This is a genomic window from Phaeobacter sp. CC-HEC084, from assembly GCF_059429255.1.
On sequence record NZ_JCAIJQ010000002.1, the window covers coordinates 1,822,330 to 1,836,883 of the forward strand.

The window sequence follows — 14,554 nt, forward strand, 5'->3', positions numbered from 1 at the left end:
TTTTTATGGCTCCGGCGGTAGGGATCGAACCTACGACCAATTGATTAACAGTCAACTGCTCTACCGCTGAGCTACGCCGGAATGTGAGGCGTGGTATAGAATCTCCGCTCTGCCGCGTCCAGAGAAAATTCTCTCCAAGCTGCAGTTTTTTTCAGCCCCTAAAGTCAGAGCGCGCTTTCTGCCTAACATATTGGTCTTAAGCCCTCTTTCGTCTCCACGCCGACACCCCCTGTCACCTTGATAGGCCCCTGTGGAACCGACCTCTGTCCACGCGTCTTCGGCACCAAGTCGGCCCAAAAGCCCGACCGGCTTGCCACGTTGTCCGGCTCGGCGCCGTAGCCAGCCCCCCCTCCCCTGTTGATGGTCAACAGCGCGGAGAGCCTGTGCCGCGGTGCGCCGACTTCAGGCGCACATATGGACGGACAGAAAGCTCTCGGCCTCGCACCAGATCTCATCGAGCAGTTCGGTCTGGGTGATGTCGCAGCCTTCTGCGTGTTCGATCTCCAGCATCAGCTCGCGGAACCGGGTCAGGCCCAGGACCGCTGCCGATCCCGCCAGGCGGTGTGCCTCTTGGCGCAGCTCTGTCGTCAGCTCCTCGGCCTCAGCCAAAGCTGCCTTCAGCCGCTCCACGTCCTCGCAATACGTCGCGAGGAAGCCGCGAGCGCGTTCCGGGCCAAGCGCATCGAAGAACTGCACGATGTTTTCGTCCTGATTAACCTCCGGCAGCACAGGGGTTCGCCCTGCCCGACGAGCGATCACATCGGCAAGTTCCTGTTTGCTGATCGGCTTGGTGATGACCTCGGCGAATCCCGCGTCCAGAATGCGGGCATGATCTTCGGCGGCAGCATGCGCTGTAAGGGCTACGATGTCGGTGCCTTCCGCCAGTTTCCGCGCGCGGATTCGGCGAATTGCCTCGATCCCGTCCACCTCTGGCATGCTGATATCCATCAGGATCAAATCGAAACTGCCCGCTTCGGCACAGTTGACCGCCTCCAGCCCGCCTGCGGCCGTGGTCACCCGTTGGCCCTGCTGGATCAGCATCTTCTCCAAGAGCAGGCGATTGATGTCATTGTCTTCGACGATCAGGACGGCACTGGTCTCCTGTTCCTGATCCGATTGCGCCTCGGCCTTGACCATGGGCGCGCTGGCCACCGGCAGCGGCAGCGACATCGAGAACAGGCTGCCTTCGCCAAGTTCGCTTTCGCAAGTGATTTCACCATCCATTGCCTGCACGATGCGGCGGGTGATCGCCAGGCCAAGCCCGGTGCCCTCATTGCCGCGCCGATAGCTGGAATCGAGCATGGTGAACTCTTCAAAGATGCGCTGCAGATCCTCCTGCGGGATACCGGGGCCGGTATCGGCGACATGGAAGTCCACCACATCCGTCTCCGGCAGGCGCTGGATATCGACGGAAACGGCGCCTTCATTGGTGAATTTCACGGCATTTGCGATCAGGTTGAGAAGCGCTTGCTGAATGGCGCGGGGCCGCCCTGCCACCACCGAGGATGGGCCAAGGCTGCAATGCAGCGACAGATCGATTCCCCGGCTCTTTGCGGTGGCCTGCTGGCTTTCGATCAAACCTTCGGCCAGTTCCCTGAGGTCGAAGACACGAATCTTTTCCGGGTCCACCCCTGCTTCGAGCCGCGACAACTGCAACACGTCGTTCACATGATGCAACAGAAGCTCCCCCGACACTCGCATTGCCTGGAGATAGCGCATCTGTTCGCCCGAGGGATCGGTGTCTTCCAGAAGGTCGATCGCCCCCAGCACCCCGGTCAGAGGGGTGCGCATTTCGTGGCTCATGACGGTGAGCAGATTGGCCTTGGCACGTTCACCTGCAAGGGCATCATCGCGGGCGGTGCGCAACTCTTCTTCGGCCTGCATCCGGTCCGAAATGTCACGCATGAAGCTGACAAAGACCATATCCTGCCCCGACTGGCTGAGCGAGACCGAGAGTTCGACCGGAAAAATTTCACCGGACTTGCGCAACCCTTCAAGCTGGACCCGGCCGGCGCCGATCACCTTGGTCTGGCCGGTATTGAGGAAACGCGCCATGCCCCGGGCATGCGCTTCGCGCAGGTGCATCGGAATGATCAGCTCCTGCATCTTCTGCCCGATGACTTCGGCGCTGTTGTAGCCAAAAATCGTTTCGGCCGCGCCGTTGAACGCCTGAATACGGCCTTCGGTGTCGACCACCAGAATGGCGTCGAGAGAAGAGGAAATCATCGCCTCCATCTGCGCGGCGGCGCGGCTGCGCTCTTCGGCCAGCTGGCGCCCGCGCCGGTACATCTGCGCCAGCATTAGCGCGGTGATCGCAATGGCCGCGAATAACGCCAGAATGACCCAACCCAACTGGTAGAGGATATCGAACAGCTGTAGGCGCTTGGCCTCTGTTCCCTCGACCTGCATCACCACCCCGAACAGGGCAAGTTCACGCACCTTGTCGCCGTTCTGATTCAGTTCCGAACGGACCTGAGAGATATTTTCAATCAACTGCTCGTCGCTGACATCGATCAGATCAGCCAAACGGTCCAGCCGCGCACTGAGATCGGACAGTAACTTGCTGCCCGCCTCGTTGTCGCGCAGCTCCTGAAACAGCGGGCTTTCCTGAAAGGTCGCAATGCGGCTGTAATAAATGTCAAAGCGACGGCGCAGCAGGGGCAGGTCCTTTGCCTGCCGCGCTGCACCGGCTGCTGCATCCAGTTTAAGATGCTCGACCTCGGCCTGCGACATGACCCATTGCATGTTGTCCGTCGCGGCCGTCGATAGGCCCTCGAGCCTGAGGAGAACCTGTTGACCCAGGCGCACGGACTGTACCACCAGCAAAGGCAGAACGATCAAGGCCGCGACCAGAACCCAGCGCGACGCTAGTGGAAATCGCCAGTCCGTTTCTTTGGTCACCGGGCCACACCTTTACCGTTGGACGTTGATCCCCTCCAGCTGTCAGATGCTTCTGGAGTAGATCGCTTCGGTTTTATACGAGGGATTGCTATCGTAAGGGTAAACGATCCACAAAGGCCCCTTAGAGCGGACCGACATGGTTTTGCCGTTGCGTTCATAGGCGATGATCGGCCCCCCTTCGATCGCATCGGACAGAGGCACCTCGACCATGTAATCGTTAATCGCCCGCGCTTGCATGACACCGGAGGTCACCCCGAGATGGGCCATGAGATCCTTCAGCGATACGCCGGTGAAGGCCTGCGTGCCAGAGGTCCAGATGGTTTCCGTTTCAAAGGAGGTCTGGCCCAGCGCCATTAGCTGATCGCGGGTAAAGGTCGTCGTCGAGGCATCATCCCCTTCGATCTGAACCGTCAGCAGCACGGTGTCGTCGCTGGCGGCCTGCGCCGACGCCCCAAGCCCGAGCATCAGGCCCACCCCCAGCGCCAGAACCAGCGCGCCCAAAACATTCAACCAGCGGATCATCACAACACTCCTTTTTGAAAATACCCAATTTCACCGCGTCGGACACTGACAGATTGTGCCCCCTCTGGCACCAACGCCTCGGGATATGCGCCTATCCCAAAGGATAGGACGCCTGCCGGATGGGTTATTAAAACCCAACCTTTTCAGCTGTCCTTCTCCAGCTTAATTCAGTTATCTTTCTAAATGTTTTATTGAAAACCGGCCCGGGGCACTATTGTCTGCAAGAGGGAAGACACGTCCAGCCGGGGATTGATACTTATGAAACCCTTGTCGTGTAGGTGTCGACTTTGATTGACCTTCGCTGTCGCTAACAGACTCTAGGAATTCTATGCGTATTCTTTTGGCAGATGATCATGACATGGTTCGCGAGACCATTTCCGCCTACCTCAAATCCGAGGGGGGCGCAGAGGTGTTGCTTGCCACCGATCTGCCGGGCGCGATGGAGCTGATTTCCGCGGAAGGCCCGTTTGACCTGGTGTTGCTGGACTACCAGATGCCCGGAATGACGGGACTGGATGGCCTGGCTGAGGCGCTTGCGGCCAATGGCGGCAAGGGCGTTGCGATCCTCTCCGGCAGCGCTCCGGCCAATACTGCCCGGGCGGCGCTCGATGCCGGGGCCATCGGGTTCATTCCCAAGACCATGGGCGCGCAGTCGCTTTTGAACGCGGTCCGCTTCATGAGCGCGGGGGAAATCTATGCTCCGGTCGAGTTGATGCGCGCGGAAGAGAACGCAAATACGCACCCCCTGGCCGAACGGCTGAGCCCACGGGAGCTGGAAGTCCTGAACGGCCTTTGCCGCGGCCAGTCGAACAAGGAAATCGCCCGCGAGTTGGACTTGCAAGAGGTCACCATTAAACTGCATGTGCGCACCCTCTGCCGCAAGCTTGACGCCAAGAACCGTACCCAAGCTGCCCTGACCGCCAAGGAAGCCGGTCTTTTCTGAACCACGCCCGCAGACTGCGCCGCACCGGTCGCATTCAGGTGTTCTTTGGCAAGAGGCGGCATTCCTCCTCTCCGGCCGTGCGGGCTCTTGATCAGGCCGCCCTCTGCCGTTTCGCACGTCGGCGGGCCGCACCGGCTTCGGCCTTTTCATTCGCCATGTCCTGGATCCAGTCCTCCCAGATCGACCGGTTGTGGTCCAGTTGCACGCTGTCGACGATCTCCACCCGTCCCAGAATCGCAGCCTCAAAGCTTTCCTGTTTCACCTTGCCATAGGCATCGGGCACAAGCCGCCGAACGATCTCGGTCTGCGCGATACCGGCAACGGCGGCCTTGGTGGCATGAAGGATACGCGGCGCATGGCGTTTGAATGCTGCAAGGAGACTGCCCGCCCGCACCAGATAGATGCCGGAATTCCACAGGACATCAGGATCGGCCTCATCCCCCCCCACTCCGGCGCTGTACAGCGCCTGCATCGGCTCCTGTCCCCGGCGCCGCGACAAGGTTCTGAGACGACCATAAGGCCCGTGATCACGGGTTGCCACCGCCACGATACCGCCCTGTTTGGCCGCAGGCAGTGCCGCCTCCAGCGTCTGAAGCAAACGGCCTTCGGAGGCGCAGGAATGGCTGGCAGGCATGATCAGCAACAGCGCATCCGGCGCATCGCGGAACCGCAGCGCAACGGCCGCGAGAGCCGCAGCGGATTTCGACAGCCCCGGCTCGACCAGCAGGGAGCCCTTTACGCCCACCGCGCACATCTGCTGCGCTGCCAGACCTTGATTGGCTTCGCAGGTGACCACCGTCGGAGCGGCAAACATCGGATGATCCAGACAGCGGATAACCGATTGGAACCGGCTTTCGATCATCGCTTCCGCGAAGAAATGCGCCGGAACGCGCTCTTCCCCTGCCGGAACCACAGAATTTGCCTGCCCTGCCATCACCACTGGATAAATCATAACAACCCTCGCCGGAGTAAACTGATGCCGACAGGTTTACAGAAACTTCATACAAAAAGCGCCTATCCATGGGGCTGCGCAGCGCGCCCAAAAGGATAGGTCGTGCGCAAAGGCGCACCCCATGCGGGCAGCGCTAGGCCTGGCGGCGGTCAGCCCAAGGAGGCAGGCAGATGGGCATAACCCCGGAACCGCATCCGACCGCCAGAGACCCGTCCCGGCAGCAGATGATAATCCGGAAAGCGGCTCAGGAAGCGTTCGATGGCGATCTTACCTTCCAGCCGTGCCAGGGTCAGCCCGACGCAGACATGCGGGCCACCGGCAAAGGCCAGATGCCGGTTCGGCTTGCGCGAGATGTCGAAGCGTTCAGGATGGTCGAACACCTCCGGATCGCGGTTGGCCGCGCCGATCACCAGATGCAGGTTGGTGCCCCGCGGGATCTCAAGCCCGCCGATCTCCACCATCCGCGTGGTTTCCCGGTTGCCCAGCTGGTTCGGGGACCGCATCCGCAACATCTCCTCCACCGCCGGTTTGATCAGCTCCGGATCCGCCTGCAGCCGCGCGCGCTGGTCCGGGTGGTCGTTCAAGAGCGCCAGACCATTGCCAATCAGGTTGGTTGTGGTCTCATGGCCCGCGTTGAGGATGAAGATACAGTTCTGGATCAGCTCGATCTCGCTCAGTTGCTCATCCGCGCCCTCACCCCGGATCAGCCGGGTCAGCACGTCGGTTTCCGGATCGCCCGGCTGGGCCCGGCGCCGGGCAATAAGGTCGGTCAGGTAGTCCTTGAACTCTTCCACCGCCCTGTGCCCGCGCTCCAGCTCTTCCTCGCTGAGCGCAGGTTCAAGCGCCCCGAGGATCGCCAGCGACCAGTCACGCAGCGGCCCGCGTTCCTCCATCGGGACGTCCAGCAGGTTGCCGATGATCTGGATCGGAATGGTCGAGGCGAAATCCTCGATCAGATCTACCTCCTCGCGCCCTTCCATGGCATCCAGCAGATGATCGACGGTCTCAACCAGCCCCGCCTCCATCCGCCCGATGGCACGCGGCGTCAGGGCCGAGGTCATGATCTTGCGCACGCGTGTGTGCAGCGGCGGGTCGGAAAACACCAGCGATGTGGTATGATGTTCAAAGAGCGGTGAACCTTCGCCGAACTTGGGCGCAAAGGCGGCCTTCTTATCCGAGGAGAAAGACGTGGTGTCCCGATAGATCCGGTCCAGATCCGCATGGCGGCAGATCAGCACCGAGCCATCGGGCTGCTGCAGAATGGGCGCCTCTGCCAGCAGGGCATCGTAGAAGGGAAACGGATCCTCCACAAAGCCCTCGGGCGGGTTTGCCAGATCAAAATTCAGAATGTCGGGTGCGGTTTGCGGTTGTGTCACGTCGTCTCCTCCCAGAACGTGCCGTAACGTCCGCTGTCGTTTTGAGACTGTCAATCGCTGCGGCGCAAAATTCCGCTGCGAAACCAGCGTGACAGCCCCGGACGCCCCGGATATGTTCGCCCTATGTCCACGCCTATCTCATCCATCCGCAACCTTGGCCCGGCCTCGGAAGAGTCCTTTGCCCGTGCAGGCATCCACTCCGCCGAGGAGCTGCGCGAGCTTGGCGCGGATGCGGCCTATGCGCGGCTGCTGCAGGCGGGCAGTCGCCCTCATTTCATCGGGTACTATGTGCTGGTGATGGGGCTTCAGGGGCGCCCGTGGAACGACTGCAAGGGCGAAGAGAAAAAGGCCCTGCGCAAGCGGTTCGACCAGATCAAGGCGGAAAACACTACGGCCAAGAGCGAGGCCGCCGGTCTGTCCCGGCTAGAGCGCGAGCTCGACGCCATCGGCGTCATTCCCCGCCGGGGATAAGCGCTCCTCCCCCCCCTGCCGAAGGAAACGGACAAACGAAAAAGGCCGCCCCGGTGTCCCGAGGCGGCCCTGAAATCCGGGTCACGGAAAGGCAGGCTTAGCCGACCAGTTCCAGACCGGAGAAGAAGTATGCGATTTCAACCGCTGCGGTTTCCGGCGCGTCGGAGCCGTGAACCGAGTTTTCGCCAACCGATTCCGCGAACTCGGCGCGGATGGTGCCGGGAGCGGCGTCTGCCGGGTTGGTGGCGCCCATGATTTCGCGGTTTTTCGCGATGGCGTTTTCACCTTCCAGAACCTGACACACGATCGGCTCGGAGGACATGAATTCGCACAGTTCGTCATAGAAGGGACGCTCGGCGTGCACTTCGTAGAACTTGCCGGCCTGTTCCTTGGTCAGGTGGATGCGCTTTTGCGCGACGATGCGCAGACCTGCTTCTTCGAATTTGGCGTTGATTGCGCCGGTCAGGTTGCGGCGGGTTGCATCGGGCTTGATGATCGAAAAGGTGCGTTCCAGTGCCATCGGGCGTTCTCCATTAGTGTTCGGCCGGGGCAAATCCCCGCGCCGGATATATCGCGCGCCGGGTAACATGCCTGCGCTCGCTTGGGAAGGGCTGAGTTGCTCCCTGGCGCTCAAATCCACGCTGTCAACACGGCCTGCGATCAGCCCGCTTCGGGCAAAGGTTCGCGTATATCGACCCAGCGCACATACAGCGCCGAGGCCAGCGCCAGGATACTGGCGCACAGGATGATCCCCAGCACCATGAAGGGCGCGTTTTCAGGCGCCACCAGAGCACCGGTCAGCGAGGTCAGAACCGCCCCCAGCGCCACCGACAAGGCCCCCGACAGCCCCGAGGCGCTGCCCGCCAGATGCGGGCGCACCGACATCAGCCCGGCGCTGGCATTGGCGATGGTCAAACCGTTGCCAAATCCGACGCAGATCGCGGCGCCGAAAAACACCGGAACCGAGCCCTGCCCCAGCGCGAACAGGAACAATCCGCCAAGCGGGCCGAGTGTCGCGCTGATACGGCCAATCAGGATCAGTGTCAGCAGCGACACCCGCCCCGCCACCCGTCCGGTGATGAAATTGCCCACCATGAAACCGCTGGTGATGATGCCGATGCCCAGCCCCACCATGGCAGGGCTGAGGTCGAACCAGGCCGCTGCCACCAGCGGCGCCCCGGTGATGAAAGAGAAGAACCCGCCGACCGAAAAGGCCACACAAAGGCTGTACCCCCAGAACCGGCGCGAGGCCAATAGCTCCGGATAGGTGCGCATCTGGGCGCCAAAGGTGGCCGAGCGGTTGTCGTTTGTCTCGCCCCAGTCGCCCCAGGCCAGCGCCAGCATGGCAAGGCCCATCACGGTATAAAGGATGAATCCCGCCCGCCAGCCAAAGGCCATTTCGAGAAAACCGCCCAGCATCGGCCCCAGCATCGGCGCCAGCGCCATCGCCATGGAGACATAGCCCATCTTGCTGGCGGCCTCTTCGGCGCTGTGCATGTCTCGGATCGCAGCGCGGGAGACCACCTGCCCCGCCACCACGGCCCCTTGCAGCAAGCGAAAGCCAAGGAACACCCAGATCGATTGCGCCAGCGCACAGCGGATTGAGGCAAGGGCAAAGACCAGCAGCGACACCAGCACCACCGGACGGCGTCCGAAGCGGTCCGACAAAGGCCCCATAACCAGCTGCAATACCGCAGAAATCGCCAGGTAACCGGCGATGGACAGGTTCACCAGACCATAGTCGGCCTGAAAATCCTCTCCGATCCGTGCCAGCGACGGCAGGAACATGTTGAGCGACAGCACCGAAAGGGCAGTGCCAAAGATCAGCGTGGCAATATGAGGGGCCGTTTGCGCAGCTCGCATGGCAGTCACCGGACGTAGAACGGGAGAAAGACGAATTCCCGCCTTGGCTATCACGTGCTCTGGGTATGGGCCAGTTGATACCCAGTTGAGACGCAGCGTGCAAAGGCGCTGGTCGGGCGCGATACCCTCTGCTATGAGCGCGGCCATGTTACGTATTCAGGACATCACCTATTCGGTCGAAGGCCGCCCGCTTTTTGACGGGGCCAGCGCCACCATTCCCACCGGCCACAAGGTTGGTCTTGTGGGGCGCAACGGCACCGGGAAGACCACCCTCTTCCGCCTGATCAAGGGCGAACTGGCGCTGGAAGGCGGCAGTATTTCGCTGCCGTCCCGGGCGCGCATCGGCGGCATTGCACAAGAGGCACCTGCCTCGGACGTGTCGCTGATCAACACGGTTCTGGCCGCCGACATCGAACGTGCCGAACTGATGGCCGAAGCCGAAACCACAACCGATCCTGATCGCATCGCCGAGGTGCAGACCCGGCTTGCCGATATCGACGCCTGGTCCGCCGAAGCCCGCGCCGCGTCTATCCTCAAGGGGCTTGGCTTCGACGAAGAGGCGCAACAGCGCCCCTGCGCCGATTTCTCGGGCGGCTGGCGTATGCGGGTGGCGCTTGCCGCTGTGTTGTTCTCTGAGCCCGATCTGCTGCTGCTCGACGAGCCGACCAACTATCTCGACCTCGAAGGCGCGCTCTGGCTTGAGGCCTATCTGGTGAAATACCCTCATACGGTCATCATCATCAGCCACGACCGCGAACTTCTGAACCGCTCGGTCGGGGGGATCTTGCATCTGGAGGATCGCGGCCTCATCTACTACGGCGGCAACTACGACCAGTTCGCCCGCCAGCGTGCCGCCAACCGCGCCAATCAGGCCGCAGCCGCCAAGAAACAAGACGCGCAGCGGGCCCACCTGCAGGCATTCGTGGACCGGTTCAAGGCCAAGGCCAGCAAGGCCAAGCAGGCGCAAAGCCGCGTGAAGATGCTGGAGAAGATGGAAACCATTCGCGCGCCCGAAGACGCGGCACGCACAGTCTTCACCTTCCCGGAGCCCGAAGAACTGTCGCCGCCGATCATCGCCACCGAGGGCGTTTCGGTGGGCTATGGCGACAGGGTGATCCTCAGCAAGCTGGACCTGCGCATCGATCAGGACGACCGGATTGCCCTGCTGGGCAAGAACGGCGAAGGCAAATCGACCCTGTCGAAAATGCTCTCTGGCCGTCTTGCACCGATGTCCGGAAAGATGACGCAATCGAGCAAGCTGCGCATCGGTTTCTTTGCCCAGCATCAGGTCGACGAGCTTTATATCGAGGAAACCCCGCTGCAGCACCTGCAGCGCGAGCGCCCCGAAGAAGGTCAGGCGAAACTGCGGGCGCGCCTTGCGGGTTTCGGTCTTGGCGCCGCGCAGGCGGATACCGAGGTCGGACGCCTTTCGGGCGGACAGAAGGCGCGCCTGTCGCTGCTGCTGGCGACGCTGGATGCGCCGCATCTGCTGATCCTCGACGAACCGACCAACCACCTTGATATCGAAAGCCGCGAAGCTCTGGTGGAGGCGCTGACCGCCTATACCGGGGCGGTGATCCTTGTCAGCCACGACATGCACCTTCTGAGCCTTGTGGCCGACCGGCTGTGGCTGGTGTCGCAAGGTACGGTGAAGCCCTATGAGGGCGATCTGACCTCTTACCGGTCGCTGCTGCTGGAAAAGGACAAACCGGCGTCGAAACCGGCCGCTGCCAAGCCAAAGCCGAAACGCCCCACGCGCGATGCCATGCTGGCGCTGCGCGCGGAGGCCCGTAAAGCCGAGGAACGCGTCAGCAAACTGACCGCAATGAAGGACAAGCTTGACATCAAGCTGGCGGACCCGGAACTCTACGAGGCAGAGAAGAAGGACGAAGCCCGCGTCTGGCAAGGCAAGCACGCCGAAGTCATCGAGGCGCTGGACCGCGCCGAACTGCTGTGGATGCGGGCGCTGGAGAAACTGGAAAAAGCCGAAGCCCTATGATCGACACGGCCTTTATGATCACCTCTTTTGTCACGCTTTTCGTGATTATTGATCCTATTGGCCTGACCCCGATCTTTCTGGCGCTGACACAAGGCATGAGTGCGTCCGAGCGGCGCGGCGTGGCCATTCGCGCGTCGCTGACCGCGACCTTCATCCTCGCGCTTTTCACCCTGTTCGGAGAGGCGGTTCTTGCCTTTGTCGGCATCTCCATGCCCGCCTTCCGCGTCGCAGGTGGCGCGCTGCTGTTTCTCACTGCGCTCGACATGCTGTTCGAACGGCGCACCAAACGCCGCGAACATCAGGGCGAGGAAGCGACCGAGGTCGAGGACCCCTCCGTCTTTCCCATCTCCATCCCGCTGATCGCAGGCCCCGGCTCGATTGCAACCGTGATCCTGCTCGCTGGTCAGAAACCGGGCATCGAAGGCTTTGCCCTGGTGATGAGCATCGTTCTGGCGGTGCTTTCTCTGATGCTGGTGATGTTCCTTGTCTCCGGCGTGCTGGAGCGGCTTCTGGGCAAGACCGGGATCAATGTGGTGACCCGACTTCTGGGCATGCTACTGGCGGCGCTTTCTGTGCAGTTCATTCTGGACGGTCTGCGCGCCTTTGGCTTTGCCGCAGGCTAGTATCGCGGCGCGAACTTCCTACATCAGAAAGCAGGAGGCGCGCTGATGACCGATATGGACTATGCCCGGGTGATTTATCTTGTCCTGCTGCTGGTGGCGGTAGGATCCTGGGTCTTCGTGCAGAACCGGCAGTCTCTGGGCAAGACGGTGCAGATGCTCGCCGTCTGGGCGTTTATCTTCCTTGGGGTGATCGCCGCCTATGGTCTGTGGGGCGATATCCGCAGCACGGTAATGCCACAGCAAAGCGTGATCACCGAACAAGGCCGGGTGGAGGTGCCAATGGCGCCGGATGGTCACTACTACCTGACCCTCTCGGTCAACGGCACGCCAGTCAATTTCCTGGTGGATACCGGCGCCAGTCAGGTGGTGCTGAGCCACGCGGACGCTGAGCGCGCCGGGATCGACACCGACAAACTGGCCTATCTGGGCCGCGCACAGACCGCCAATGGCGAAGTGCGCACCGCCTCTTTCTGGGTGGATGAGATGTCGCTAGGCGGGATCACCGACAGCGATGTGCGGGTCTGGGTCAACGCCGGTGAAATGGATAAATCCCTGCTTGGCATGGGCTATCTGCAACGCTGGTCACGGATCGAGATCCAGAACCGCGCCCTTGTGCTGACCCGTTAAGTTACGGAGCAACGCAACGGGGCAGAGATGCGCCCTGCCCCATAGCCTGAACGCCCATCTTTCTTGCTGAGCTTACTTGCTGAGCCGCGCCTTGGGATACCCCGCGCCGCGCACGGCGTTCAGGGCTTCATCACCTGCCCCAGTGGCCGTGAAAGGCCCTGCCAAAACAACTTTGTAGGTCTTGCCCTTGCGGGTGAGCGTGCCCAGACGGACCGGCAAGCCAGTGCTGCGGGCCAGATCCCGCGCAGCAGCGCGCGCCGCCGCCGGATCGGCAAAGGTCGCCGCACGGACGTAGCGACGCGGTGTGGCTTCAGATGCAGCCGCTCCCGCCTCGGGGTCCGACCTGGTCGACAGACGCAATGCCAGCGGCTCGCGCGCCTCGGCGGCGCTGCGGGCCTGACGCCCCGACAATGTGACCGTCTGCCGGTCCAGCGGTTTGCGCACCAGTTTACGCGGCAGGCCATCGGTCCAGACCTCGGCCATCTGCGCATCTCCTGCAGCGCTGCGCACGCCGCGCATTGTATTCATGCGGTCGTCATCCCGTTCCACCCGGACGTAACCCGGCGGCACCGCAGTCTGTCCATTCGGCGTGGCCGCTGTCAGCGTACGCTCGGCGCGCCGGGGGTTCAGACGATCATCCTCCCAGACTGGGCGGTAGCCTTCCGGCACCGTCAGCCCCGTGCTCAGTCGGCGCTGCTGATAGACATGTGCCGGCAGGATACGGGTGTTGGGCGCCAGTTGAAGCGACGAGTTCTGATCGCCCGCCCTGTCCCGGCCATAAGTCACCGGCGCTTCGGCCTGCGGGCCACAGCGGACACCGTCGGATTTATTGATGTACTGCTGGCTGATCGCCGAGGCTCCGGGGCAGCCGCCTGCTGTTGGTGCCGTGCGCACTTGCTGCGGTGCAGGCTGCGGCGCCGGAACAACCGGAGCCGGTTTCACGACACGCCGGGGCGCGGCGGTGGTGACCCGCGTGGGGCGGGCACTGGTGCTTTGCGCAGTGCGGCGCGGTTTGGTGGTTGCGGCGACTGCAGGGGCGCTTGCAGGAGCCGTTGTGCGAGACGTGGGCGTCGCCTTTTTGGCGGGAGCCGTTGCAACCGCGGTCGCGGCGGGCTGCTGTTCCTGCGGCAGGGTGATGATTTCAGGCCCCGCGTTCGCCTGCGGCTGGCGTTTAGCAGCCCCTGCGATGGTAGTAGGCTTGTAGCCGCACAATTGCTTGCGGCTGCGGGTTACGCGGGGCACCCAGTTCACATTGCCGTCGATCCCGGCGCGTATATAGATACAACCGCGGCTGTCGACATATTGCTTACCCTTATAAGAGGCCGGGGGCACCTCTGCTGGGGGACCGGAGGCCCGCAGGGTCTGCGCCTCCACGGCCTGACCCACGCCTTGAACGCTCAGCGTGCCTGCAATGATGGCGAGCGCGACAATTCTTGTTATCTTCATACCAGAGCCCCACAACATATGGGCATACGATGCCTGATAACCAAATCTTAGTAAACCCGGCGCCGGGCACAATCTGGCGGCGTTCGGGCAAATTGTTGCCCCGGCTCCGCTGCCAAGGCAGGCAGCGGACCCAGAGCCAGCAAATGCGAATTACTTGGTGCCGAACATGCGGTCGCCGGCATCGCCAAGACCGGGCATGATATAGCCTTTTTCGTTCAACTCGCGATCCAGCGAAGCAGTGACGATCGGCACATCCGGATGCGCCTCTTTCATGCGCGCAACGCCTTCCGGCGCGGCCAGGAGGCAAAGGAAACGAATGTTGTTGGCACCAGCCTCTTTCAAGAGGTCGATGGCCGCTGCCGAGGAGTTGCCGGTCGCCAGCATCGGATCGACGGCGATCACCAGACGATCCTTCAGACCTTCGGGCGCCTTGAAGTAATATTGCACCGGCTGCAGGGTTTCCTCGTCGCGGTAGAGACCCACAAATCCAACCCGGGCCGAAGGGATCAGTTCCAGCACGCCATCCAGCATGCCGTTGCCCGCCCGCAGGATCGACACCAGCGCCAGCTTCTTGCCCGCCAAGATCGGCGCTTCCATTTCCTCCATCGGGGTGTCGATGGTGGTGGTGGTCAGCGGCATTTCGCGAGTGATCTCGTAGGCCAGAAGCTGGGTGATCTCGCGCAGCAGACGCCGGAACCCGGCAGTCGATGTGCCCTTGTCCCGCATCAGGGTCAGTTTGTGCTGGACCAGCGGATGATCAACAACGGTCAGATGTTCGGACATATCGGCACTCTCCTGCGAATAAATTTGGTCTCTCTTATGCGCCCTTGC

Annotated in this window: 13 protein-coding genes and 1 tRNA gene; 5 read left to right on the forward strand and 9 right to left on the reverse strand. The window is 62.1% G+C overall.

The annotated features are described in order from the left end of the window. Positions 1 to 6: 6 nt before the first annotated feature. The 3 genes from AC5SSZ_RS08915 to AC5SSZ_RS08925 form a co-directional block, all read right to left on the reverse strand. Positions 7 to 81: transfer RNA gene (locus AC5SSZ_RS08915), tRNA-Asn, on the reverse strand. Positions 82 to 402: 321 nt separating this feature from the next. Further along, complete coding sequence (locus AC5SSZ_RS08920; protein WP_274833761.1) at positions 403 to 2,901, reverse strand: hybrid sensor histidine kinase/response regulator; 2,499 nt, start codon at positions 2,899 to 2,901, stop codon at positions 403 to 405. A gap of 42 nt (positions 2,902 to 2,943) precedes the next feature. Beyond that, positions 2,944 to 3,423 (reverse strand): putative pterin-binding protein, encoded by a 480-nt coding sequence (locus AC5SSZ_RS08925; RefSeq protein ID WP_495437931.1) that lies wholly within the window; start codon positions 3,421 to 3,423, stop codon positions 2,944 to 2,946. A 328-nt stretch (positions 3,424 to 3,751) separates the two neighbouring features. Here AC5SSZ_RS08925 and AC5SSZ_RS08930 point away from each other — a divergent pair, with 328 nt between their 5' ends. Continuing rightward, the gene (locus AC5SSZ_RS08930) at positions 3,752 to 4,366 is read left to right on the forward strand and encodes a response regulator transcription factor (RefSeq protein WP_495437933.1); all 615 of its coding nucleotides are present in this window, start codon (positions 3,752 to 3,754) and stop codon (positions 4,364 to 4,366) included. 91 nt (positions 4,367 to 4,457) lie between these two features. Here the strand turns inward: AC5SSZ_RS08930 and AC5SSZ_RS08935 are convergent, their stop codons facing one another. Continuing rightward, positions 4,458 to 5,318, reverse strand: coding sequence for a hypothetical protein (locus AC5SSZ_RS08935; protein WP_495437935.1), 861 nt, complete (start codon positions 5,316 to 5,318; stop codon positions 4,458 to 4,460). A 149-nt stretch (positions 5,319 to 5,467) separates the two neighbouring features. Then, positions 5,468 to 6,694 (reverse strand): cytochrome P450, encoded by a 1,227-nt coding sequence (locus tag AC5SSZ_RS08940; protein ID WP_274832031.1) that lies wholly within the window; start codon positions 6,692 to 6,694, stop codon positions 5,468 to 5,470. 123 nt (positions 6,695 to 6,817) lie between these two features. On the opposite strand from AC5SSZ_RS08940, the gene AC5SSZ_RS08945 reads away from it, so the two are divergent. Then, positions 6,818 to 7,165, forward strand: coding sequence for a TfoX/Sxy family protein (locus AC5SSZ_RS08945; RefSeq protein WP_274828478.1), 348 nt, complete (start codon positions 6,818 to 6,820; stop codon positions 7,163 to 7,165). Between the two features lie 97 nt (positions 7,166 to 7,262). Here AC5SSZ_RS08945 and ndk read toward each other — a convergent pair whose 3' ends face one another. Together ndk and AC5SSZ_RS08955 are read right to left on the reverse strand one after the other, a co-directional pair. Continuing rightward, positions 7,263 to 7,685, reverse strand: a complete 423-nt coding sequence (gene ndk / locus AC5SSZ_RS08950; protein ID WP_065273293.1) for a nucleoside-diphosphate kinase — start codon at positions 7,683 to 7,685, stop codon at positions 7,263 to 7,265. Between the two features lie 140 nt (positions 7,686 to 7,825). Then, positions 7,826 to 9,028, reverse strand: coding sequence for a multidrug effflux MFS transporter (locus AC5SSZ_RS08955; RefSeq protein WP_495437938.1), 1,203 nt, complete (start codon positions 9,026 to 9,028; stop codon positions 7,826 to 7,828). 145 nt (positions 9,029 to 9,173) lie between these two features. Between AC5SSZ_RS08955 and AC5SSZ_RS08960 the strand changes: the two genes are divergently transcribed. From AC5SSZ_RS08960 to AC5SSZ_RS08970, 3 genes are read left to right on the forward strand one after another with little or no spacing between them, the layout of a single operon-like run. Further along, on the forward strand, positions 9,174 to 11,027 hold the full coding sequence (locus AC5SSZ_RS08960) for an ABC-F family ATP-binding cassette domain-containing protein (RefSeq protein ID WP_495437940.1): 1,854 nt from the start codon (positions 9,174 to 9,176) through the stop codon (positions 11,025 to 11,027). Further along, on the forward strand, positions 11,024 to 11,650 hold the full coding sequence (locus AC5SSZ_RS08965; RefSeq protein WP_274832027.1) for a MarC family protein: 627 nt from the start codon (positions 11,024 to 11,026) through the stop codon (positions 11,648 to 11,650). The genes AC5SSZ_RS08960 and AC5SSZ_RS08965 overlap by 4 nt, the downstream gene beginning before the upstream one ends. Before the next feature lie 45 nt (positions 11,651 to 11,695). Continuing rightward, the gene (locus tag AC5SSZ_RS08970) at positions 11,696 to 12,277 is read left to right on the forward strand and encodes a retropepsin-like aspartic protease family protein (RefSeq protein ID WP_065273290.1); all 582 of its coding nucleotides are present in this window, start codon (positions 11,696 to 11,698) and stop codon (positions 12,275 to 12,277) included. Positions 12,278 to 12,349: 72 nt separating this feature from the next. Here the strand turns inward: AC5SSZ_RS08970 and AC5SSZ_RS08975 are convergent, their stop codons facing one another. Both AC5SSZ_RS08975 and upp read right to left on the reverse strand, forming a co-directional pair. Then, positions 12,350 to 13,723, reverse strand: coding sequence for an SPOR domain-containing protein (locus AC5SSZ_RS08975; RefSeq protein WP_274832026.1), 1,374 nt, complete (start codon positions 13,721 to 13,723; stop codon positions 12,350 to 12,352). 150 nt (positions 13,724 to 13,873) lie between these two features. After that, positions 13,874 to 14,506 carry a uracil phosphoribosyltransferase gene (gene upp / locus AC5SSZ_RS08980; protein WP_065273288.1) on the reverse strand — a complete coding sequence of 211 codons (633 nt, stop codon included), beginning with the start codon at positions 14,504 to 14,506 and terminating at the stop codon, positions 13,874 to 13,876. Between the last annotated feature and the right edge of the window lie 48 nt (positions 14,507 to 14,554).

What these genes read in the sequence shown, in the direction of transcription:
- AC5SSZ_RS08960 (WP_495437940.1), top strand. Translation starts at nt 9,174, where the DNA reads ATGTTACGTATTCAGGACATCACCTATTCGGTCGAAGGCCGCCCGCTT.
- AC5SSZ_RS08965 (WP_274832027.1), top strand. Translation starts at nt 11,024, where the DNA reads ATGATCGACACGGCCTTTATGATCACCTCTTTTGTCACGCTTTTCGTG.
- AC5SSZ_RS08970 (WP_065273290.1), top strand. Translation starts at nt 11,696, where the DNA reads ATGACCGATATGGACTATGCCCGGGTGATTTATCTTGTCCTGCTGCTG.
- AC5SSZ_RS08955 (WP_495437938.1), bottom strand. Translation starts at nt 9,028, where the DNA reads ATGCGAGCTGCGCAAACGGCCCCTCATATTGCCACGCTGATCTTTGGC.
- upp (WP_065273288.1), bottom strand. Translation starts at nt 14,506, where the DNA reads ATGTCCGAACATCTGACCGTTGTTGATCATCCGCTGGTCCAGCACAAA.
- AC5SSZ_RS08935 (WP_495437935.1), bottom strand. Translation starts at nt 5,318, where the DNA reads ATGATTTATCCAGTGGTGATGGCAGGGCAGGCAAATTCTGTGGTTCCG.
- ndk (WP_065273293.1), bottom strand. Translation starts at nt 7,685, where the DNA reads ATGGCACTGGAACGCACCTTTTCGATCATCAAGCCCGATGCAACCCGC.
- AC5SSZ_RS08930 (WP_495437933.1), top strand. Translation starts at nt 3,752, where the DNA reads ATGCGTATTCTTTTGGCAGATGATCATGACATGGTTCGCGAGACCATT.
- AC5SSZ_RS08925 (WP_495437931.1), bottom strand. Translation starts at nt 3,423, where the DNA reads ATGATCCGCTGGTTGAATGTTTTGGGCGCGCTGGTTCTGGCGCTGGGG.
- AC5SSZ_RS08945 (WP_274828478.1), top strand. Translation starts at nt 6,818, where the DNA reads ATGTCCACGCCTATCTCATCCATCCGCAACCTTGGCCCGGCCTCGGAA.
- AC5SSZ_RS08975 (WP_274832026.1), bottom strand. Translation starts at nt 13,723, where the DNA reads ATGAAGATAACAAGAATTGTCGCGCTCGCCATCATTGCAGGCACGCTG.